At 67.2% G+C, this 22,263-nt stretch carries 20 protein-coding genes; 11 read left to right on the plus strand and 9 right to left on the minus strand.

The genetic code is table 11. The annotated features are described in order from the left end of the window. The first annotated feature begins 205 nt into the window (after nt 1-205). Nucleotides 206-580, plus strand: coding sequence for a c-type cytochrome (locus PKKP23_RS12345; RefSeq protein WP_176048968.1), 375 nt, complete (start codon nt 206-208; stop codon nt 578-580). Between the two features lie 39 nt (nt 581-619). Further along, entirely contained in the window at nt 620-988 is a 369-nt protein-coding gene (locus tag PKKP23_RS12350) for a DUF3564 domain-containing protein (protein WP_017775725.1), read from the plus strand. 116 nt (nt 989-1,104) lie between these two features. On the opposite strand, the gene PKKP23_RS12355 is transcribed toward PKKP23_RS12350, so the two are convergent. Further along, entirely contained in the window at nt 1,105-1,425 is a 321-nt protein-coding gene (locus PKKP23_RS12355; protein ID WP_126877108.1) for a hypothetical protein, read from the minus strand. Nucleotides 1,426-1,477: 52 nt separating this feature from the next. Continuing rightward, nucleotides 1,478-1,717 (minus strand): hypothetical protein, encoded by a 240-nt coding sequence (locus tag PKKP23_RS12360; RefSeq protein WP_126877109.1) that lies wholly within the window; start codon nt 1,715-1,717, stop codon nt 1,478-1,480. Between the two features lie 16 nt (nt 1,718-1,733). Between PKKP23_RS12360 and PKKP23_RS12365 the strand changes: the two genes are divergently transcribed. The 7 genes from PKKP23_RS12365 (at nt 1,734) to arcC (ending at nt 11,390) form a co-directional block, all read left to right on the plus strand. Then, on the plus strand, nt 1,734-2,651 hold the full coding sequence (locus PKKP23_RS12365; protein ID WP_017775722.1) for an LOG family protein: 918 nt from the start codon (nt 1,734-1,736) through the stop codon (nt 2,649-2,651). A gap of 130 nt (nt 2,652-2,781) precedes the next feature. After that, nucleotides 2,782-5,802 (plus strand): AMP-binding protein, encoded by a 3,021-nt coding sequence (locus tag PKKP23_RS12370; protein WP_126877110.1) that lies wholly within the window; start codon nt 2,782-2,784, stop codon nt 5,800-5,802. 187 nt (nt 5,803-5,989) lie between these two features. Continuing rightward, nucleotides 5,990-6,298, plus strand: coding sequence for a hypothetical protein (locus PKKP23_RS12375; protein ID WP_240658959.1), 309 nt, complete (start codon nt 5,990-5,992; stop codon nt 6,296-6,298). A 264-nt stretch (nt 6,299-6,562) separates the two neighbouring features. Beyond that, nucleotides 6,563-8,053 (plus strand): arginine-ornithine antiporter, encoded by a 1,491-nt coding sequence (gene arcD, locus PKKP23_RS12380; RefSeq protein WP_026121645.1) that lies wholly within the window; start codon nt 6,563-6,565, stop codon nt 8,051-8,053. Nucleotides 8,054-8,068: 15 nt separating this feature from the next. Then, nucleotides 8,069-9,286: an arginine deiminase gene (locus PKKP23_RS12385; protein WP_126877112.1), complete on the plus strand. Its 1,218-nt coding sequence runs from the start codon at nt 8,069-8,071 to the stop codon at nt 9,284-9,286. 130 nt (nt 9,287-9,416) lie between these two features. Then, complete coding sequence (argF, locus tag PKKP23_RS12390) at nt 9,417-10,415, plus strand: ornithine carbamoyltransferase (protein WP_017775717.1); 999 nt, start codon at nt 9,417-9,419, stop codon at nt 10,413-10,415. A 66-nt stretch (nt 10,416-10,481) separates the two neighbouring features. Next, the gene (arcC, locus tag PKKP23_RS12395; RefSeq protein WP_126877113.1) at nt 10,482-11,390 is read left to right on the plus strand and encodes a carbamate kinase; all 909 of its coding nucleotides are present in this window, start codon (nt 10,482-10,484) and stop codon (nt 11,388-11,390) included. Nucleotides 11,391-11,509: 119 nt separating this feature from the next. On the opposite strand, the gene PKKP23_RS12400 is transcribed toward arcC, so the two are convergent. From PKKP23_RS12400 to PKKP23_RS12415, 3 genes are all read right to left on the minus strand, one after another. Then, complete coding sequence (locus tag PKKP23_RS12400; RefSeq protein WP_017775715.1) at nt 11,510-11,959, minus strand: CBS domain-containing protein; 450 nt, start codon at nt 11,957-11,959, stop codon at nt 11,510-11,512. A gap of 590 nt (nt 11,960-12,549) precedes the next feature. Beyond that, nucleotides 12,550-12,843 (minus strand): hypothetical protein, encoded by a 294-nt coding sequence (locus tag PKKP23_RS12410; RefSeq protein ID WP_017775714.1) that lies wholly within the window; start codon nt 12,841-12,843, stop codon nt 12,550-12,552. Between the two features lie 167 nt (nt 12,844-13,010). Continuing rightward, the gene (locus PKKP23_RS12415) at nt 13,011-13,661 is read right to left on the minus strand and encodes a BON domain-containing protein (RefSeq protein ID WP_017775713.1); all 651 of its coding nucleotides are present in this window, start codon (nt 13,659-13,661) and stop codon (nt 13,011-13,013) included. 443 nt (nt 13,662-14,104) lie between these two features. Between PKKP23_RS12415 and PKKP23_RS12420 the strand changes: the two genes are divergently transcribed. After that, entirely contained in the window at nt 14,105-14,764 is a 660-nt protein-coding gene (locus PKKP23_RS12420) for a nitroreductase family protein (RefSeq protein ID WP_017775712.1), read from the plus strand. Nucleotides 14,765-14,997: 233 nt separating this feature from the next. Here PKKP23_RS12420 and PKKP23_RS12425 read toward each other — a convergent pair whose 3' ends face one another. After that, complete coding sequence (locus tag PKKP23_RS12425; RefSeq protein WP_126877115.1) at nt 14,998-15,966, minus strand: acetyltransferase; 969 nt, start codon at nt 15,964-15,966, stop codon at nt 14,998-15,000. Between the two features lie 71 nt (nt 15,967-16,037). Here PKKP23_RS12425 and PKKP23_RS12430 point away from each other — a divergent pair, with 71 nt between their 5' ends. Continuing rightward, nucleotides 16,038-17,177: a ribose-phosphate diphosphokinase gene (locus tag PKKP23_RS12430; protein WP_240658985.1), complete on the plus strand. Its 1,140-nt coding sequence runs from the start codon at nt 16,038-16,040 to the stop codon at nt 17,175-17,177. Here the strand turns inward: PKKP23_RS12430 and PKKP23_RS12435 are convergent. The 3 genes from PKKP23_RS12435 to ftsH all read right to left on the minus strand — a co-directional run bounded on the left by PKKP23_RS12435 (nt 17,138) and on the right by ftsH (nt 22,213). Further along, nucleotides 17,138-18,256, minus strand: coding sequence for a hypothetical protein (locus PKKP23_RS12435; protein WP_126877117.1), 1,119 nt, complete (start codon nt 18,254-18,256; stop codon nt 17,138-17,140). The two genes, PKKP23_RS12430 and PKKP23_RS12435, sit on opposite strands and share 40 nt — an antisense overlap. Nucleotides 18,257-18,366: 110 nt before the next feature. After that, nucleotides 18,367-20,202, minus strand: coding sequence for a DNA polymerase/3'-5' exonuclease PolX (gene polX / locus PKKP23_RS12440; protein ID WP_126877118.1), 1,836 nt, complete (start codon nt 20,200-20,202; stop codon nt 18,367-18,369). Beyond that, the gene (gene ftsH / locus PKKP23_RS12445) at nt 20,189-22,213 is read right to left on the minus strand and encodes an ATP-dependent zinc metalloprotease FtsH (protein WP_420873222.1); all 2,025 of its coding nucleotides are present in this window, start codon (nt 22,211-22,213) and stop codon (nt 20,189-20,191) included. Before ftsH ends, polX begins: the two co-directional genes overlap by 14 nt. Between the last annotated feature and the right edge of the window lie 50 nt (nt 22,214-22,263).

The following is a 22,263-nucleotide window of genomic DNA, read 5'->3' on the forward strand; positions in this document are numbered from 1 at the left end:
ATGTCGGATTGAGGGCGGCGCCAGGCCGCTTCAGGGCAACTTCAGGGCAACTTCAGGGCAACTTCAGGGCACTTTCAGGGCACCTTCAGGCCGGCTCCAACGCGCGCCTTCGCCGCGCCACAGCCACCTTGACGCGCATCAATGACTGAACCGGCGTCCCTTTTAGACTGGATCCGGAATCGAGCGTCATTGAGGAGCATGAGACATGAAGGCCACATACAAGAACATGGGCGCTTGCGCGGCGTTGCTCGCGGGCTTTGCGGGTCTGGCAGGGCTCGCCGGCAGCGGCGCGGCGCACGCGCAGCAAACGAAGCGGATGGCCGAACCCACTGAGCTGGTCGATCAGCAGCACTGCATGTTCTGCCATACGTCGGACTCGCCGTTTCTCGCGCCTTCGTTTCATCAGATCGCCGAACGCTATCGCAAGGTGCCCGACGCCACCGTGATGCTCGAACAGAAGCTGCGCCTGGGCGGCCGCGCCCATTGGGGCGACACGCCGATGCCGCTGCCGCCCGAGCGCGGCGGTCCGCTTTCGCCCGAGGACGCCCATACGCTGATCCAATGGGTCATGACGCAGTAGGCGCACTGCACTGCACGCCCCACCACTGGAGAGAACGCCATGCGCATCACCATCCATCTCGACACGTTCGACAGCACCGATCCCGCGGTCTACGCGATCCTCTGGCTCGACAACGAGGCGCGCAAGTGGTCGCGCGAAGGGCACGCCGGCATGCATCTTCCCGAGTGGGGGAACCTGGCCACGACAGACGGCACCACGCGCATCGCAGACCCTGCGACAGAGCGCGTGCTCTGCGAACTCGAAGGGCTCGATCTGGGCGCGGCGAATGGTCCGTTCGAAGGCGAAACCGGGCGCGTGCTGTGGCACCGGCATTCGCATCACCCGGCCGTGAGCGGCCACTGGCACGTGCAATGCGTCGACGAGATGAAGACAGCGCCGGAAAGCGGCCTGTTCGCAGGGCCGGTCTAACTGTCGCTACCGTTCACCTCCTGTCGTTACTCCTGTTGTTACATCAAGCGGCGAACCGGATGGAGAGGGGCTAACCGCCCCTTCGCGTTGCCGCTCTGTCGCGCGCCGGCGCGGCGCTATCGCTTCCCCGACTCCAACTCCAACTGCTCCAGCTGCTTCTCGGCTTCGTCGAAAGCCTGCCTGACCGCCGTATTGGGATCGTCGCTCGTGCAATGGCGCACGGGCTTCAGTTCGTGAGAAGGCGTGATCAGATCGAGCCGCGCGTCGTAGCGTGGATGATCGCGATCGCCGTTCGAACGCATGAGTTCGATGGCGAGGTGGCAGCCCGCAAGCCCGCTCGCAAAGCGAAAAAGGCGCACGAGCTGGGCACCGGCCTCTGCTTCTATCTGTGCCGATCCAGCAAAGCCGAGATAGACGATCTGCATGCCGATTCCCATGGTTACCTCCCGCCATCCGATGCGGCGCTCTGTTGCTGCTCATGAAGACTGCTCACGAAGGCCGTTCAAGCATTGGATCGAACGGTTGAGCGTTGTAGACATCATTGCCGCTTACGCCCTTTTCCCGTTGATATGCGTCAAGCAGGCTAATGCGCGCAGGGAACGTCCGCAGCGTCATGCGTGCGCGCAGCACGCGCGCCCACGTGCATGCGGTGAGCCCTTGACGACGATCAATCGCGCGCAACGGATGCCTCGTATCGTGGAATTCGCCGCCGGCATCGGCGCCGGCCACGAACCTTGAAAAGCTCATGTTGAAGAAGCGCCTTAGTTCAGCGCCCGCTGCGTCCAACCGGCGTGCGACGAGTGCAGTAGATGCCCACGCGCTGCCGCTCGGGCTGCCGGCGCGCGTGCGCCGGCTCGTGACGAGCCCCACGTATCTGCAAGCCGACGAAGACGCCGCCTTCCTGCAAAGCCCCGAAATGTGCGGCGTGCGGTTGCAGCTCGACTACTGGAAGACCGAGCAGCGCCTCCAGCAGCAGGCCATCGAGCACACGGTCGTGGTGTACGGCAGCACGCGCATTGCGGCACCCGCCGTCGCGCGGCGCCGGCTTGCCGAGGCGCGCGCGGCGGCGTCGGCGCAACCGGATGACGCCGAACAGGCGCGCGCCGTGAAAGTCGCCGAGCGCCTGCTCGCTCGCAGCCACTACTACGACGTGGCGCGCGAACTGGGCGAACTCGTGGGCAGCACCGCGGGCAGTTCGGTGCTGCCCAAGCTCGCCATCATCACGGGCGGCGGGCCCGGCATCATGGAAGCCGCCAATCGCGGCGCCTTCGAGCAGCACGCGCCCAGCATCGGCCTCAACATCTCGCTGCCGAGGGAGCAATACCCCAACCCCTACGTCACGCCGGATCTGTGCTTTCGCTTCCACTACTTCGCGATCCGCAAGCTGCATCTGCTCGAGCGCGCGAAGGCGGGCGTCTTTTTCCCCGGCGGCTACGGCACCTGCGACGAACTCTTCGAAGTGCTCACGCTGCTGCAGACCGGCAAGATCCAGCCGCTGCCCGTCGTGCTCGTGGGCGAGGCGTACTGGCGTAGCGTCGTCAACTTCGACTTCCTCGTGGACGAAGGCATGATCTCGGAGGCCGACACAAAGCTGTTCGTCTTCTGCGAAACAGCCGCCGACATCTGGGCCGCCATCATGCGCTGGCACGAGGCGGCAACGTGAAGCGGCGGCACGAACAGGCGGCATAAAGCGGCCACATAAAGCGGCCACATGAAGCGACCGCATGAAGGGGTGCACGCGCATGGTCCACGTGACTTGCCCATGCGAGCGCCAACACCACAAGGAGGCTGCGATGGACGAGGTCCCGGCTCCATCACGACAATCGCCCGGCGCAGCGACTGAAGCGCCGCGGCGCTCACCTCAGCTTGCACCGCAGTTCTCACAGCTAGCCGACGTAATCGACCAGCTTGCCGGCGAACTGCGCGGCGAAGCTCACGTGCGAGGCCGCATTCGCCTCGATACGCAGTTCGAACGCGACCTCGGCTTCGACAGCCTCGCGCGCGCCGAACTGCTCACGCGCATCGAACAGACCTTCAATACGCCGCTGCCGGTGGAGACGTTCGCGTCGGCGCTCACGCCTGCCGACGTACTGCGTGCCCTGCAAGCGGCGAGCGCAGCCATAGCCACACCCACAACCGCAGCACCGAACGTCGCCACGCAGGCAACACCCGCTGAACCGCATATCGTCGCCGTTGCACCCGCCACGCCGCAGATCACCCCGGCGAAGCCCGCTCTCGACGAACCCGCCGACGCCCTCACCCTCACCGCCGCCCTCGCCTGGCACGCCGGGCGTCACCCCGAGCGCACGCACCTGATCGTGCTCGAAGACGGCCTCACGGAAACGCCGCTCACCTACGGCGAACTCGACCGCCGGGCGCGCGACATGGCAGGCGGCCTGCGCGCGCTCGGCGTCGATCCCGGCGACACCGTTGCGCTGATGCTCGCCACCGGCTGCGACTACTTCGTCTCGTTCATGGCCGTGCTGATGTGCGGCGCGATTCCCGTGCCTGTCTATCCGCCCGCGAGCCTCGCGCAGATCGAAGAGCATGTGCAGCGGCACGCCGCGATCCTCGCCAACGCCCAGGTCAAGGTGTTGATCGCATTCGAAGAGGTCGCCACCGTCGCACGGCTGCTGCGCATTCGCGTAGCAACGCTTCAGCACGTCGTCACGCCCGCGCAGATCGTGCCGCGGCCGTTCGAAGCGCCGGCCGCCGCCTCGCCCGACGACATCGCGCTGCTCCAGTACACCTCTGGCAGCACGGGCGACCCGAAGGGCGTCGTGCTCACGCACGCGAACCTGCTCGCCAACCTCCGCGCCATGGGCACGCGCATGCGCGTGGACGCCGACGACGTGCTCGTGAGCTGGTTGCCGCTCTATCACGACATGGGACTGATCGGCGCGTGGATGGCGCCGCTCTACTACGGCCTGCCGTTCATCGTGACCTCGCCGCTCACGTTCCTCGCGCGGCCTCAGCGATGGCTCGCGATGATTGCGCGCTATCGCGGCACGATCACCGCCGCACCGAACTTCGCCTACGAGCGCTGCGCGCATCAACTGCCTGAGCGCGACCTGGAAGGGCTCGACCTCTCGTCACTGCGCTATGCATTCTGCGGCGCGGAGCCCGTGAGTCCGGCCACCATGCGCGCCTTCGCCGAGCGTCTCGCTCCATTCGGGTTGCGCGAGACCACCATCACGCCCGTCTACGGACTTGCCGAAAACACCCTCGGCCTGACCTTCCCGCAGCCGGGGCGCGGCTTGAGTGTGGACCGGATCGAGCGCGAGCCGCTCAACGCTCGGGGCATCGCGGTGCCCTCCCGCTCCGCAGATGCGAATGCGCTCGAACTCGTGAGCTGCGGCACGGTGCTCGACGGAACGGCGTTGCGCATCGTCGGCGACGACGGGCTCGAACTGCCCGAGCGGCGCGTAGGGCGCATCGAGTTTCGCGGCACGTCGGCTACGCGCGGCTACTATCGCAACCCGGCGCAGACGGCACGGCTGATCCGCGACGGCTGGCTCGATACGGGCGACCTCGGCTACCTGGCCCACGCGGAGCTTTTCATCACGGGTCGCGTGAAGGACATGATCATTCGCGGCGGACGCCACTTCTTTCCCTACGAACTGGAAGACGCGATCGGCCGGCTGCCCGGCGTCGTGCCGGGCGGCGTGGCCGTCTGCGGCAGCACGGATACGCGCAGCGGCACCGAACGCGTGGTCATCGTCGTGGAGACCGCAGCACCTTCGCCTGCCGATACCGCTACGGGAACCGATCACGCCGCGCTGCAGGCGCGGATCAACGCCGCGGCCATCGCGCTATACGGCGCGCCGCCGGAGGAAATCGGTTTCGTCGCGCCGCACAGCATCTTGAAGACGCCGGGCGGCAAGATTCGCCACGCGGCGACGCTGGAATGCTACGAGCGGCACGGCAAACGGCTGCCCGAACACCGCGTGTGGCGGCAACTCGCGGATATCGCCGCAGCCAGCCTCGCGCCGCTCTGGCATCGCGCGGTGCAACGCGTTGCGCGCACCGCACGCGGCCTCTACTGCTGGATCGCCTTCGCGCTGCTCGCGCCGCCCGTCTGGTTCGCCATCGCGTTCAGCCGGAACGTGCCGCGCAACTGGCGTATCGCCTCGGGCGCCTGCCGGCTGTTCCTGCGCGTAGCGGGTCTCGATGTGAGCGTTAAGGTGATGAACATCAAGGGCGAACCCGAAAGCGAACTTCATGCAGGCGGCGCGAAAACCACAGCGGTTCGTCCTATTCTCGCGGCCAATCACGCAAGCTATCTCGATGCCGTGGTGCTGCTCGCCGTGCTGCCCACTGTGTTGCCCCCGCCCGTGAACTTCGTGGCCAAACGCGAGTTCGCGACGCGCCCCTTCGCGGGACGCCTGCTGCGCGCGCTCGGCACATGCTTCGTGGAACGGACAGACTACCGGCGCAGCCTGGAAGACGAGGCGAAGCTCGTCGAAAGCGCAACCGCACCGGGGCACGACGCGCTGCTGTTCTTTCCCGAAGGCACCTTCACGCGCGCAGCGGGCTTGCGCGAGTTTCATCTGGGCGCGTTTCGCGCCGCGTGCCTCGCGCAGCGGCCCGTGGTGCCCGTCGCGCTCAACGGCATGCGTGCTGCGATGCGCGACGGCGAATGGATTCCGCGCGCCGGGTCCGTCACCGTCACGGTGATGCCGCCCATCTGGCCCGAAGGCCGCGACTTTGCCGCCATGACGCAACTACGCGACAGCACGCGCGCCGCCATTCTTTTGCACTGCGGCGAACCGGCGCTCGCCGTTGGCGCGCCGCAGACGCCGCCCGCCGTGTAGGGAAATGCTGAAGGCGTCGGCGATCCCTTACGCGAAGTTCAGCACGGTCTGATTTCGGTGGCGCACGCGCTATCCGATACTGGGTTCATGGAAAGAACGTTTTCGCCGCACCGCCTGCAACGCCTCCAATGCTCCTCGCTCCATTGACGTTGCCCGGCGTTCCCCTACGCGGCCAAGGAGACCTGCCATGTCCTACGCCATGTCCGTTGCCCGCTACAGCGATGCCGGCGCTGTCTATCCCGAACCGGAGCGCCGCGGTACGCCATACGCTGGCGAGCCGCGCACGCAGGAACGTGCCCAGCCGCAGCCTTCAGGCGCCGATGTCTGCTCGGAGGCCGACACGCTGCTCGCGCTTGCTCGCGAAGCGGGCATGCTCGTCACGCTCGACGGACAGATCGGCCGCGAGAAGTATCAGAGCGTGGCCGGGTCCGTGGCTTCGTTGCAGCGGTTTGCCGCTGCGTTGCGCGACATGCTGGTGGAGCAGGCGCCGGCCTGAAAGCGGTTGGGCGCAATGCTGCGCCTGCTCGCCGCCTCTTCCGCCTCGTCCGCCTCTTCCTCCTCGCGCGACACAAAAGCACCATAAAAAAGGCATCTAAATGCACACGGCATGTCTCGTACACCGCCGTGCGCAATAGCTCCGCAGTGGTTCATCACGCCGCATCCCGAATCGGTCATCCCGACTAACCCTGACTGATCCACATCAAACGCCGCCCCGGTTTCGCATGACTTAATGAGACGTCTCCCCACTGGAGTACCTCTCATGAAACCCCTGGCTCGTCACCTGCATGGCACGCCGCCTGGCGCGGCGCCCGTGCCGCCTGTTTCTTCAAGCACAACGTCCCCCCAACGTCTCAAACTCGGTCTGCTGACCGCGCTTGTCGTGGGTTCGATGATCGGCAGCGGCGTGTTCTCGCTGCCTCAAAACATGGCGTCGGGCGCGGGCGCCGGCGCCGTGCTGATCGGCTGGCTCATCACCGGCGCCGGCATGCTGATGCTCGCCTTCGTCTACCAGACGCTCGCGCTGCGCAAGCCTCAGCTCGACAACGGCATCTATGCGTATGCGCGCGCCAGCGCCGGCGACTTCGTCGGCTTCAACTCCGCGTGGGGCTACTGGGTCAGCGCGTGGATAGGCAATGTCGGCTACCTCGTGATCGTGTTCGGTACGCTCGGCTACTTCTTTCCGATCTTCGGCGAGGGCAATACGCGCGCGGCCATCGTGGGTGCCTCGGTCGCGTTGTGGATCATGCACTTCGTGATCCTGCGCGGCGTGCGCAGCGCAGCCGTGCTCAACGCCGTGACCACCGTCACGAAGATCGTGCCGCTCGTGCTCTTCATCGCCATTGCGGCTGCGGCGTTTCACGCGCAGGAGTTTTCCGCGGGCTTCTGGGGTAACCCGAAGCTGCCCGGCGTGCTCGATCAGGTGAAGAGCACGATGCTCATTACCGTGTGGGTGTTCATCGGCATTGAAGGCGCGAGCGTGTATTCGGCGCGCGCGCAGCAGCGCTCGGACGTGGGCCGCGCGACCGTGCTGGGTTTTGTGGTCGTGCTGGCGCTGCTGATGGGCGTTTCGCTGCTCTCGCTCGGCATCGTCTCGCAGCCCGAGCTGGCGGGCATGAAGAACCCCTCGATGGCCGGCGTGCTTCAGAAGGTGGTGGGTACCTGGGGCGCTGTGCTCGTCAACATCGGCCTGCTGGTTTCGGTGGGCGGCGCGCTGCTCGCCTGGACGCTGCTGGCTGCCGAAACGCTGTTCACCCCCGCAGGCGGCGGCGTGATGCCCGCGTTCCTCAAGCGCGAGAACGAGCACGGCGTGCCCGCAAACGCGCTGTGGGTCACCAACGGGCTCGTGCAGCTGTTCCTCATCGTCACGCTGGTTTCCAACGCGACGTACCTCGCGCTGATCTCGCTCGCCACGTCGATGATCCTCGTGCCGTATCTGTTCTCCGCCGTCTATGCAGCGCTGATCGCGGTGAAGGGCGACGGCTACACCGCGGGCGAAAGCGCGCGGTATCGCGACATCGGAATCGGAGCGCTGGCCGTGGTGTATTGCTGCTGGCTGCTCTATGCGGCGGGCCTCAAATACCTGCTGCTGAGCGCGCTGCTTTATGCGCCGGGCGTGGTGCTCTATGCGTGGGCCAAGCGCGAGCAGAAAGCGCGCATCTTCCAGCCGTTCGAAGCGGTGATTCTCGCTGCCATCGTCGGTCTCGCCATTGCCGCCGCGTGGCTGCTCGCCACCGGCAGCCTCAGTCTGTAACGCGGAGAACACATCGTGATATCTGGCGTCTATTCCGAAACCGGCAGGCTGCGCAAGGTGATCGTCTGCCGTCCGGGCCTGGCCCAGGCCCGGCTCACCCCGGCCAACTGCCGTGACCTGCTGTTCGACGACGTGCTGTGGGTCACCCAGGCCAAGAACGACCACTACGCATTCGTGAGCGCGATGCAGGAGCGCGGCGTCGAAGTGTTCGACACACACGACCTGCTCGCCGACGTGGTACGCAACCCCGAGGCGCGCGAATGGATTCTGTCGCGCAAGCTCGCGGCGGGGCAGATGGACGGCGAACTCGCGGCGCAACTGCGCCCCTGGCTCGACGAGATGAAGGCCGATGAACTCGCCACGCGTCTGATTGGCGGCATCGTAAAGGCCGAGCTGCCGTTCCGCCCCGCCGGCATCACCGCGGAGTGTCTGGATCACGCGGGCTTCGTGGTGCTGCCGCTGCCCAACGCGCTCTTCACGCGCGACAACAGCTGCTGGATCAACAACGGCGTCGTGCTGGGCTCCATGTACTGGCCCGCGCGCCGCCAGGAAACGCTGCTCACCACCGCGATCTACCGCTTCCATCCGCTCTTCGAAGGCGGCCCGCGCGTCTGGTGGGGCGACCCCGACGTGGACCACGGCGGCGCCACGATAGAAGGCGGCGACGTGATGCCGCTCTCGCCCGAAGTGGTGGCCATCGGCATGGGCGAGCGCAGTTCGCCGCAAGGCGTGGCGCAGCTTGCGCGCGCCCTCTTCGCGCAGCAGGGCGTAAAGCGCGTGATCGCGGCACAACTGCCGCGCTCGCGCGGCGCCATGCATCTGGACACCGTGTTCACGTTCTGCGACCACGATCTCGTCACGATCTTCCCGGAAGTGGTGAACAGCATTCACACCATCAGCCTGCGCCCCGGCGACCGCGAAGGCGAACTCGACGTGCGCGCCGAAACGGCGCCCTTCCTCGACGTGGTGGCCGGTGCCATCGGCGTGCCGAAGCTGCGCACGGTGGCCACGGGCGGCGACGAATGGGAAGCCGAGCGCGAGCAATGGGACGACGGCAACAACGTGATTGCGCTCGCACCCGGCGTGGTGGTGGCCTACAACCGCAACGTCTACACCAACACGCTGCTGCGCAAGGCCGGCGTGGAAGTCATCACCATTCCGAGCGGCGAACTGGGCCGCGGGCGCGGCGGCGGCCATTGCATGACCTGCCCCATCGAGCGCGACCCCATCTGACTTCACGCGGCCGGCGCACGGTTCACGTCGCACCTCGCACGTCACCTCGCACGTTCGTTGCCGTTCGTTACGGAAACGTTGTGCGCCGGCCTCTTCAAGACGCCCCAACAGGCTCAAGGAAACCGACACCATGGCATTCAATCTTCGCAATCGAAGCCTGCTCAACATGCAGGACTTCAGCCCACGCGACATCCGTTTTCTGCTCGACCTCGCCGCTGAACTCAAGCGCGCGAAGTACGCGGGCAACGAAGTGCCGCGCCTGAACGGCAAGAACATCGCGCTCATCTTCGAGAAGACCTCCACGCGCACGCGCTGCGCGTTCGAAGTCGCGGTGCACGACCAGGGCGGTCACGTCACGTATATCGATTCGGCCGGCTCGCAACTGGGCCGCAAGGAATCGCTGAAGGACACGGCGCGCGTGCTGGGCCGCCTTTACGACGGCATCGAATACCGCGGCTTCCATCAAACCGCGGTGGAAGACCTCGCGCAGTATTCGCACGTGCCGGTATGGAACGGCCTCACCGACGAATTCCACCCCACCCAGGTGCTGGCCGATCTGCTCACCATGGAAGAGTTCGGCGAACGTCCGCTCGATACGATGTCGTTCTGCTATCTGGGCGACGCCCGCTTCAACATGGGCAACTCGCTCCTGATCGGCGGCGTGCAGATGGGCATGGACGTGCGTATCGCCGCGCCGCGCGCCCTCTGGCCCGAAGAGCATCTCGTCGCACAGATGCGCGAGCTGGCCCAAACCACGGGCGCGCGCGTGCAACTGCTCGAAGATCCGGCCGAAGCGGTCAAGGGTACGGATTTCGTCTACACGGACGTGTGGGTCTCCATGGGCGAACCCGTGGATGCCTGGGGCGAGCGCATCGCGCTGCTCAAGCCCTATCAGGTGAACTCGGCTTTGATGCGTGCCACCGGCAAGCCGCGTGCGCGCTTCATGCACTGCCTGCCGTCGTATCACAACCTCGAAACGGAAACGGCGCGCCAGGTCCACGAAAAGTACGGCCTCACGGAACTCGAAGTGACCGACGAGGTGTTCGAGTCCGAAGCTTCCATCGTGTTTTCGCAGGCGGAAAACCGCATGCATACGATCAAGGCCGTGCTCGTCGCCACCCTCGCCTAGCACGGCGCCGGCGTGCCACGCGAAGGCGCGGCGCGCCGGCGAGCACAAGCCAACGAAGGAATCCTCATGCGAATTCTCGTCGCCCTTGGCGGCAACGCGCTGCTCAAACGCTCGGAGCCGCTCACCATTCCGAACCAGATCGCCAATACGCGGCGCGCGGCGTCGCAGATCGCGAAGCTCGCCGCCGGCAATCAGCTGGTGGTCGCGCACGGCAACGGGCCGCAGGTCGGCATGCTCGCGCTGCAGTCGGCAGCGGGCGGCAACGCCTCGGCCACGCCGCTCGACGTGCTCGATGCCGAGTCTGAAGGCATGATCGGCTATCTGCTCGAACAGGAGCTGGCGAATGCGCTGCCGCGCGAGCGCGCGGTGGCCACGCTGCTCACGCGCGTGGAGGTGGACCCCGAAGACCCGGCGTTCGGCCATCCCACCAAGCCGATCGGCCCCGTGTACCCGAAGGAGGACGCCGAACGGCTCGCCATTCGCAACCGCTGGTCCATTGCGCCGGACGGCGCCGGCTTCAGACGCGTGGTGGCGTCGCCGAAACCGCAGCGCATCGTGGAGATCGACCCGATTCGCTGGCTGCTCGCGCACGACACGGTAGTGATCGCCGCGGGCGGCGGCGGCATTCCGGTGGCCACCGCGCCGGACGGCAAGGGGCTCACGGGTGTGGAAGCGGTGATCGACAAGGACCTGTGCAGCAGCCTGCTCGCCCAGCAGCTCGAAGCCGACCTGCTGCTGATCGCCACGGACGTGGACGCCGTCTACCTCGACTGGCACACGCCGCGCGAGCGTGCGCTGCGCGAGGTCGCGGCGTCGGAGCTGCGCAAGATGCCGTTCGCGGCGGGATCGATGGGACCGAAGGTGGAAGCGGCCTGCGCGTTCGCCACGCAGACGGGGCGCCCTGCGGTGATCGGCGCGCTGGATCGGATCGAAGAGATGGCGAAGGGCACGGCGGGCACGCGGGTCACGGGGTAACGTTCAGGGCTTGATGCAGGGCGTGGCGGGGCGCGGCGCGGCGCTCCGTATCTCGCCACGCATCTCTGTCTCGCATGTCCGCCTCGAATCTCCGCGTCGCAACTCGCCGCCTAAAACCCTCAAGTACGGTGCTTTTCCTCGAAGTGCGATTGCCGGCCTGTCACGAGCCATAGCTCGGAGAGAAATCCCGAGGCCGCTTCGAGCAGGTCGTCGAACGCGACGATGCCGATCAGTTCGTCCGCGTCGCCCAGTACCGGCAGGCGCCGAACGCCATGCAGCCGCATACGGCGCAGCAGTTGCCACTCGTCTTCCCATTCGTATGCCGATACGACGGGCGTAGACATCATCTCGCTCACAAAGAGCTTCGCGGGATCGACCTCTTTCGCGACGACGGAAAGCACGATGTCGCGGTCCGTAATCACGCCGAGCGGAATGCGGCCCGACGCCGACTCCTCCACCACGATCAGATCGCCCACGTGGTGATTGCGCATGAGCCGCGCCGCTTCGAGCACCGTGGTGTCCTGACGGCACGTGACGACATCGCGGGTACAGATGGTTGCTGCATTCACTTCACGCCTCCTGGATACGTTTTGCCCGCTTGATGCCGGGCTTTCGTGCGACCTTTCGTGCAACTTTTCGTGCGCCCTCGCGCCCGGTCTTGCTTTCGTGTGCGTGCACACCAATGGGTTGAGTTCCATCAACAGCCACCGCGGCTCGCTTCGTAAATTGAAGCTATTGCGACGCTTTCCACGCATCCCAGACCTTCCGTCATGCGGCGTCGCTCACTCGAGGAGAGCAACATGGTTGCCGGTGTTCTGCTATGGATTGCCCTTGCGGCATTCGTCCCTTACGTCCTGACGCCCGGTGTCGAACACGCCATTCGACAGGACGGCAAACCCGCGGCTTCGATGCCGCAAAACGCGCCGGGCAGTTCGCCCGCCGATGCGTCGCCCGCGGTGTCGCCTGGTGCGACGGTGCCTGGGCCATTGCCTTCCGCATTGCCTGCGGCCTCGCCTTCCTCATTGACCAGGTCCGCTACCGCAACCCGCTTGCCTGCCCCGGCGCGCAACGAGGGCTGACGCGATTCCCGCGAAGCGCGCGGCGCTTGCAGCCCGCTTGTAGCCCGCTTGCCGCGCGCTCGCCTCTCGAACGCGTCTTCTCACATGTCGAACGCGTTCGCCATCTTCAGTTCGATCCACGTCATCCCTTCGCGCAGGCCCTCCAGCACCGCCTCGCGCTCGCTCGCGAACGTGCGGGCGTGACGGAAGCGGTGCTCGAACAGCTTGTCGCCGGCCCGCTCGTGCGTCACACAGATCTCGCACACGTAGCCGTGCGAACCGTCTGCGCCATGCACCTCATGCGCGCCATGCACCCCGGGCGCGCCGCCCGGCGCCGGCGCCGTCTCCACCGCCACGGACCAGTGCCCTTCGTGTACGTTGCCGAGGATGGTCATGGTTGGCCTCTGCGGCAGGCGCGCCGCTGCGTCACCACACTCACCGCATGCACTGCACGCATCGCATGCATCGCACTGGCCGTGCCGGTTGCTTCAGTGGCATCGCGAGTTGCGTGGCGAGGTGCGCAATGCGTTGCATGATTCATGTCGATCCGCTGCACGGCGCATCACTCCACGACGAGGTTGTCGATCACGGCGCGCACGCCCGGCGCGGACCACGCCGCGCCGCGGGCCACCTGCCGCTCCGCGTACGAGCCCACCTTGCCCGAGAGCGTCACCGTGCCGTCCTGCACCTTGATCTGGATGTGCTTCGTCTCGCGTTCCGCGTGCCGCTGCATCGCCTTGGCAATGTTCGTACCGATGTCTTCGGAATCCACGTCGCCGCGCACGTCGATGCGGTTCGACACACCCGTGACGCCGCGCATCTGCGAAACCGCGCGATTCGCAATGTGGCTCTGATACGCCCACTCCACCTCGCCGCTCAACGTGACCCAGCCCTTCTCGACCTGCACCTTCACGTCGTCCTCGCGCAGGCCCACGGTCCAGCGCAGCACGGAACGCACGGCGTTGGCGATATCTTCGTCGGTGCGCACGTCGTCGCCGAGCAGCCGCACGTGCATCTCCACCACCACGGCCTTCACGCCGGCCACGCGATGCGCGGCCTTCTCGGCCGCCACCTTTTCCGCGTAGCTCGACGGATGCCCCGAGAGCGTCACGATGCGGTCCGACACTTCCACGCCGATGTCCGTCGCCTTCACGGCCGGGTCCCACTCCAGTTCGTCTTCCACGTCCTGCTTCAATTGCGCGTCCGTCTTCATCGCCTTCTCCTCGCTGCCGCCGCAGTTGCAAGATGAGTTGCCAAATGAGCGAGCCAGATAAGTGCACCCGTTCACCCGGGCTGTCTGCCTGCGAAATCCAGGCACGCAGGCTCGCCCATGCAGACCCAGCTTTGCATGCGGGTGGGGGCCTGTTTCTGATGCAGGTCAACGGCGCCCCCAGCGCCTCATTTCGGCCTTCTGGCGACAACTGGCCCATCACGCGACGCACGCAAAACGCGATGCGCACGCGCGGTCGCAACCGGCTCGAATCGAGGCGACACCCGCCCCCTCTGCGGCGCGGGTGCTTCGATGGAAAGGTCTTTTACGCCACCGGGCGGTTGACTGAAATCAAGCGCGCCGGGGCGCCAACCCGCTATCGTGAAAAGGCAGCGCGCGGCGCTCGCGCGCACCAATATCCACCGTCACGCACAACGGAGTGGGACATGAGCCAGAAGCAACTCCTGACATACAAGCCGGCGCCTGCCACGCAGCCGCCGAAGCCGCAAGGCGAAACCCCGCCGGTCATCGAGCTGCCGCAACCCGACCTGCGCTCGGGCCTGCCGCTCATGACGGCGCTTTCGTTTCGCACGAGCACGCGCGAGTTCGCGCCCACGTCGCTCTCGCCCGCCATACTCGGCGAACTGCTCTGGGCCGCGGACGGCGTGAACCGGCCGCTCACGGGCGGGCGCACCGCACCCTCGGCGCACGCATTCAACGAGGTCGACATCTACGCGGCGCTGCCCAACGGCGTGTACCGCTACGACGCGCCGCAACACCGGCTGGTGCTCAAGCACGCCGTGGACGCGCGCAACATGACGGGCTATCAGGACTTCGTGGGCGCGGCGCCGCTCGATCTCGTCTACGTAATCCGTATGTCGGCGCTGCTCAGCATGCCGCAGTCGCAGCGCGAAACGTTCGCCGCCGTGGCCGCGGGCGCCATCGCGCAGAACGTGTCGCTGTATTGCGCATCGGCGGGGCTCGCCACGGTGGTGCGGGGCTGGATCAACCATCGCGTGCTGTCCGATGCGTTGAGCCTCAACGAAGACGAGTTGCCCATCCTCGCGCAGACAGTGGGCCTGCCTGCGGTGCAGGCAGCGCGTTGAGGTGTCGCAGGTGAAATGCCGCAGATGAAATGCCGGAGGTAGCGCGGGGCCGAGTGACCGAAGCGGCTCAAGCGGGACTCCGGCGAAACCCCGGTGAGATCAACGCGAAACCCAGGCGGGACTCAGACGCGGCTGCGGACGCAGTTCAAACCCGGTCCAAGCCAGCTTCAAGCGGGGACTCAGGCGGAATTCAAGCGCGCGTCAAACCGGCTCGGCTTGCTTCACGTCACGTTTCAGGCGGCCTCGAACACATGCCGGAACATCTGCACGAATTCGTCGAAGCGCTCGCGCGCGAGCCTGTTGATGCCGCCCGCGGCCATGCGTCCGCCGCCTGTCGCGAAGCTGCGGCACAGCCGGTCCGCGCCGTAGGGCAAGCCGACGGGCGCGCGCACGCTCACGGTGAAATCGCCGCACTGCGTCGCGGAAAGCACCGCATGTGCCCGCTGCGGCTCCGCGTTCGCCAGCGCATTCGCGAACGCACCGCGCACGCGGCGCGACCACGCCGCGTCGGGCAGCACATAGACGCTGCCGCACGTCAGTTCCGCGGCGGGCCGCTGCTGATGCGCAAGCGCCATGTCGCGCCGACGGCTGTCGGCAAGCTGCTCCACGAGCGAGGTGGTCGCAATGAATTCGAACGGGTCCGCGTAGGGCCGTACGGCGCGATAGAGCGCGGCGGGCGGCACGATGAGATCGGCCTCGCTGTCGCCGTAGGCGTTGTAGTTCATGGCCTCGCCGAGTTCGCGCAACTGCTGCTCGTCGCGCTCGGCAAGCCTCGCCTGCACGGCCAGTGCATGCGCCGGTCCCATGAGGTTGTCGCCGAACGCGCCCGCAATGGCCCACAGGCGGTGCTTGCCGCGCAGGTGTCGGTCCACGATCAGACTGGTGCAAACGTCCGGGGCCGGATCGATATGGGCCGCAAGCAATGCGTGCACCGGCACGGCGCCGGCATAGTGATGATCGAAGAACTCGACGTCCACGCCCCGGTCGAGCAGCGCGACGAGCGGCGCGTGGTTCGTCTCGAGCGAAACGTCGAGCACGGTGACGGAGTCTCCCGCCGCGGCCACGGCTTCGACGCGCTGCAGCAGCGCCACGTCACGCTTCGCGCCGGTGACGAGCGTAGCCTCCATGGGCTGCTCGAGCCGCAGCTGATGGAGAGCGCAGATACCGTCGGCATCGCCGTTGAATACATCGAAGTGCTTCATGAACAGGAACGCGTCAATGCAGTGAGCGCAGCAAGCGCAGGCAGGCCAATCGAAGCGAGGCAATCTTCATGATGGACCAGACGGACCTGAAATTGTTCGCGCTCGGTGCGACGCGCGAGTTCGGCGCGCGCATCGCCGCGCAGCTGGGCATCGCATTGAGCGAACACGAAGAGCGCGCATTCGAAGACGGCGAGCACAAGACGCGCCCCCTCGTGAACGTGCGCGGCAGCGATGTCTATGTGGTCCATTCCCTCTACGGCGACGCGCACGAAACCGTGAACGACAAGCTGTGCCGCCTGCTGTTCTTTCTCGGCGCATTGAAAGACGCTTCGGCCGCGCGCGTCTGCGTGGTCGTGCCCTATCTCGCCTACGCGCGCAAAGACCGCAAGTCGCAGCCGCGCGACCCCGTCACCACGCGTTACGTCGCCCAGCTGTTCGAAGCGGTGGGCACGGACCGCATCGTCACGCTCGACGTGCACAACCTCGCCGCCTGGCAGAACGCGTTTCGCAGCTGCCGCACCGAGCATCTGGAGGCCAATGGCCCCTTCGCCGCATGGTTCGCATCGCGTCTTGCGAACGAGGACGTCGTGGTGGTCTCGCCCGACGCGGGCGGCATCCGGCGCGCCGAAGACTTCCGGCTGCGGCTCGCGGCACACCTCGGCCGGCCCGTGGAGGCCGCCTTCGCGGGCAAGCTGCGGGCGGGCGGCGTGGTCACGGGCAAGCCGATCGTGGGCGACGTGAACGGGCGCTGCGCCGTGATCGTGGACGACCTGATCGGCACCGGCACCACACTTGCGCACGTCGCCGCGGACTGCCGCGCATTGGGCGCGCGGACGGTGTACGCCGCGGCCACGCACGGGCTCTTCATTGGCGCGGCGGCGCAGGTGCTGGGCACGGGCGTGCGGGCTGGCTCGCAGGATGGCGCGCGCTCGCAGAGCACCGCGGCGCCGGTTCACGGTGCCGCCTCCACCGAACCGGCGCCCACTCGCAGCTCCGCCTCCACCTCCGCCGAACCGACGCCCGCTCGCGACACCCCCTGCGCACAACCGGCGTTCGAACAGGTCGTGATTACCGATACCGTGCCGCCGTGGCGCGTGCCACCCGGCGCGCTTCTCGACAAGCTCACCGTACTCGATACCGCGCCGCTCTTCGCCGAGGCCATCGCGCGCATTCACACGGGCGGCTCGATCGTGGAGTTGTTGCAGCACTGAGGCGTCTCGGCGAACGCGCGCGCGCCGCGCTGCGCGTGCAGTTGCGCGAGTGCCAGGTATTGCGCCGCGCGCTCGCGCCAATGCACGACCGCCTGCGACCCCGACCGGAACGCGCGCTCGCGCAGGTGCCACGCGGCAAGCCGCGCGCGCACCGCCCCGCGGTAGCTCTGATAAAAGTTCACGAGCGCCGCATCGACGCGCGCCCCGCCCGCCTCCCCATAAGCCTCGCCGTACGCCTTGAGCAACGCCCGCGCGAAAACGGGCGCGCCCAGCCGCTCGCATTCCAGCGCGAGGTAGCCAATTTCGTCGAGCACGTCGAGCGTTCGCAGGCTCTGCGAAAACTCAAGGCAATCGATCACGGCAACCGGCGGCGCAAGGCACACGTGTTCGGGCCTTAAGTCGCCGTGCCCTTCCACCACCCAGCCGCCGTGCACGCGCTCGTCGAAGCACGCGGCGTGGTTGGCCAGCATTGCGCGCTGCTGCGCGCAGAGCGCGGCCACCTCGTTAGCGGGCAGGCCGAACGCCGGCTTGCAGAGTTCGCGCTCGTTTTCGTCGATGCCTTCGCGCAGCGTGCTTCGGTAGGTCTCAGGCGTCCATGGCGCGGCGGCGAGCGAGCGATGAAACGCGGCGAGGCGCTCCGCGATGTTTCGCGCGTCGCGTGCCGTGGCGGTCTGGTGGGCGAGCGCCCAGTCGAGCATCTGATCCGCGCGCAGGCGTTTCATCTTCACGAGCCAGTCCACCACGGTGCCTTCGCCGCCGGGACGCAGCACGCCCTCGGCGTCGAGCGTGAGCGGCACCACGCGCTGATAGACGCCGTTCGCGAGCCGCCGGTTGAGCCGCAACTCTTCCTCGCAGAAGTGGCGGCGGGCCTCCAGCGTGCGGAAATCCAGCTGTTCGTAGCGCACCGGCTTCTTGAGCTTCCACGCGTGACCGTTGGTGAGAAAGACCCACGACATATGGGTTTCGATGCATTGCACGGCCTGCGGCCGCTCGGGCCAGGCGGCCGGATCGCGCAGCCGTTCGACCTTCGCGTCGAGCGTCAGGGTGGCGGGGGCGCGGGGCTTTCGCGGTCTCGTCATGATGGGCGGCGGGTCATGTCAGACGATGCGGACGATGCGGACAACGCACGCGGTGAAAGTACACGGCGCCTGCCGGCCTCACGAAACGGCAGCGCGGCATGCGGACCACGTCAGCTCCGCGTGACAGGGAGGGGTCCGCGAGCGCCTTGCGGCACGGCGGCGGCGTGACCAGCCGACCTGGCGCCGGCGTCCGCGGATGCGCCATGCCCGCGCCCCTTGCCCATCGTGCGTGCGAGAAGCGGCCGCAACTGTGCGAGCGTGCGCGTGTTGAGCACGTCGCGCTTCGTCAGCCAGCCGCGCCGTGCCTGGCCGATGCCGGTATCGAGATGGCGAAGGTCGTCGGTGCTGTGCGCGTCGCTGTTCACCGAAACGAGCACGCCCGCCTGCGCGGCCTCGCGGCACGCAACGTCTTCCAGGTCGAGCCGCTGCGGCTGGGCGTTGAGTTCCAGGTAGCAGCCGCGTTCGTGCGCGTGCGCGATCACGCGCGCAAGGTCGAGATCGTAGGCGTCGCGTTCGCCGATCAACCGCCCCGTGGGGTGCGCGAGGATCGTGAAGTGCAGGTGGTCCATGGCGCGCAGCACGCGTGCGGTCTGGGCCTCGCGCGAAAGGTTGAAGTGGCTGTGCACGGCGCCCACCACGAGGTCGAGCCGCGCGAGCACGTCGTCGGGCAGATCGAGCCGGCCGTCTTCGAGAATGTCCACCTCGATGCCTTTCAACAGCACGATGCCGCCGAGTGTTTCGTTCAGGCGGTCGATCTCGTCGATCTGCTGCGCGAGGCGCGCGGCGTCGAGCCCGTGCGCCACGCCGAGGCGCTGCGAGTGGTCGGTGATGGCGAGATAGTCGAGGCCGCGTTCGCGCGCCGCGAGCGCCATCTCGCGCAGGCTGTTGCGGCCGTCCGTGGCGTTGGTGTGCGCGTGCAGGTCGCCGTGTAGATCCTTGCGCTCCACCAGCGCGGGCAGCCGGTCTTCGCGCGCCGCGTCGATCTCGCCGCGGTCTTCGCGCAGTTCGGGCGGCACCCATGCCAGCCCGATCGCGGCATACACCGATTCTTCCGTCGTACCCGCGATGCGGTGCTCGCCGCGAAACACGCCGTACTCGTTGATCTTCAGATCGCGGTCTTGCGCCATGCGGCGCATCGCGATGTTGTGCGCCTTCGACCCCGTGAAGTACACGAGCGCGGCGCCGAAGCACTCCGGCACCACCACGCGCAGATCCACCTGGAGCCCGCACTTGAGCACGATGCTGGCGCGCGTCTCGCCACTCGCGAGCACCTGCGCCACCTCGTCGTAATGCGTGAAGCGCGCCGTGACGGCGGCGGGCTGATGCGCGGTCACAAGAATGTCCAGATCGCCCACGGTTTCGCGCATGCGCCGGAAGCTGCCGGCTGCCACGGCCTGCACGACGCCGGGCGTCGCGCGCAGGTACGCGAGCAGCGGCTCCAGATATTGCGCCGCGAACGGCAACAGGAACCGCCGCTCGCGATGCTGGAGCCTCTTGCTGAGCGCTTCGCCGATATGCGCCTCGGTCTTCTCGCCGAAGCCGGGCAGCTTGCGGATGGCGCCCGACTGCGCGACTTCGCGAAGCTGCTCGAGCGTATCCACATGCAACGCGTCGTGGAGCATGCGCACGCGTTTGGGGCCAAGGCCCGGCACGTCGAGCAACTCCACGATGGCGGGCGGCAATTCCTTGCGCAGCCGCTGAAGCAGCGCGCACGAGCCGGTGGCGGCAATCTCGCGCAGCTTTGCGGCGAGGTCGGTGCCGATGGCTGGGATGTCGTCCAGCGCCTCGCCCTTGGCGATCATCTGCGCCACGTCGCGCCCGTAGCCGCCCACGGTGCGCGCCGCGTTGCGGTAAGCCCGCACGCGAAACGGATTCGCGGCTTCGATTTCGAGCAGGTCCGCGATCTCGGAAAACACCGCGGCGAAATCGGCGTTATGGACCGGCATGGTGAGGCTCGTTCGGGGAACTGGCCATGGCCGGTTCGGGCGCGGCCCCGGAGGCTGGCTCAGCGGGCGATGCGCTTGCCGGTTCCGCGTAAGGTTGGGCGCCGGATTGAGCGCCGGGTTGGGCCGCACGCGCCGCGGCGGGCGGCGTCGCGGTGGCAGTGGCGCCAGCGGGGTCGGCGACCTCGCCTTCGCTCTCGCCCGCTTTCGCGTCTTCACCCGCAATCAACCGCAACAACGTCTCGTGATCGAGCACTTCCTGTTCGAGCAGCCGCTGTGCGATTCGCTCCAACGCGTCGCGGCGCGCCATCAGCGTGCGCATCACACGCTCGTGCGACTCGGCGAGCAGCCGTCGCACTTCCTCGTCGATCAATTGCGCCGTGCTCTCGCTGCAACGCTCGCCCGAAGCGCCCGGCGCGAACGGGAACGGCGCATTGCCGTCGGCGTCGCCGAACGTGGCGAGGCCAATGCGCTCGCTCATGCCGTAGCGCGCCACCATGTGCCGCGCCATCGCGGTGGCGCGCTCCAGATCGTTCTCGGCGCCCGTGGAGACGTCGCCGAACGCGATTTCTTCAGCCACGCGGCCGCCCAGGAGCGCGTCGAGCCGGTCGAGCAGTTCGCTTCGGCGCAGCACGTAGCGATCTTCCGTAGGCACCTGCTGCGTGTAGCCGAGCGCCGCCACGCCGCGCGGAATGATGGACACCTTCTTCACGGGGTCGCAATGCTCGCGGCTCTGCGCCACCAGCGCGTGGCCTGCTTCGTGGTGCGCAATGATGATCTTCTCGTGCTCGTTCATCACGCGGCTCTTGCGTTCCATGCCGGCCATGGCGCGGTCGATGGCTTCGTCGAAGTCCGCCATCTCCACGGCCGGCTTTTCGAGTTCGGCGGCGTGCAGCGCGGCCTCGTTCACCACGTTCGCGAGGTCGGCGCCAACGAATCCCGGCGTGCGCGCCGCGAGTTCGCCCAGATCGACGTCCGCCGCCAGCTTCACGTGCTTCACGTGCACCGCGAGAATCTGGCGGCGCCCGGTCACGTCCGGGCGGTCGATGGCGATGTGACGGTCGAACCGGCCCGGACGCAGCAGCGCCGGGTCGAGTATCTCGGGTCGGTTGGTGGCGGCCATGATGATGACGCCCGAGTTCGGCTGGAAGCCGTCCATCTCCACGAGCAACTGGTTGAGCGTCTGCTCGCGCTCGTCGTTGCCCGAGGTCACGCCCGCGCCGCGCACCTTGCCGAGCGCGTCGAGTTCGTCGATGAAGACGATGCAGGGCGCCTTCTGCTGCGCCTGCTCGAAGAGGTCGCGCACGCGCGCGGCGCCCACGCCCACGAACATCTCCACGAACGCCGAGCCGCTGATCGAGAAAAACGGCACCGCCGCCTCGCCCGCCACGGCCTTGGCGAGCAGCGTCTTGCCCGTGCCCGGCGCGCCCACGATCAGCACGCCCTTCGGAATCTTGCCGCCGAGGCGCCGGTAGCGCTCCGGGTTGCAGAGGAACGCGACGATCTGCTGAAGCTCGGCCTTGGCCTCGTCGATGCCGGCGATGTCGTCGAAGGTGATGCCGGTTTCCTTCTGCACGTAGACGCGCGGCTTGCTCTTGCCAATGCCCGTGAAGTCCTGCAGACCGCCTGGCCGGCGCATGAGCAGCGTCCAGAACAGGAAAAAGCCCACGAGCGGCAGCACCCACGAGAGCAGCGAGCCGAGCCACGTGCTCTCCGCCACGCCGCGATAGCGGATGCCCGCCGCGGTGAGGTTGTCGATCAGGTGGTCGTCGGGCACGCGCGTGGTGGAAAAGCGCCACGGCGCGCCGCCTTCCTTGACCGCGGCGGCGTCGGATGCAGGCAATGCGGCTGCCGCGTCCGGCATGCGCAAGGTGCCCGCGATCGTCGTCGGACCGATTTCAAGGTCTTGCACCTGAGCGGACGCCACGAGCCGGTGAAAGTCGCTGTAGGCGATGGTGGTGCTCGTCGTCTTCAGCATCAGCAGTTGCACGATGACGATCGCGACGAACGTCATCGTGATGAGCACGCCCGTGTAGTCGCTTTTCTTTTCCATGGACCTCTGCC

The sequence above is a fragment of the Paraburkholderia kururiensis JCM 10599 = LMG 19447 genome, assembly GCF_003986935.1.
In the GTDB taxonomy this organism is placed as follows: domain Bacteria; phylum Pseudomonadota; class Gammaproteobacteria; order Burkholderiales; family Burkholderiaceae; genus Paraburkholderia; species Paraburkholderia kururiensis.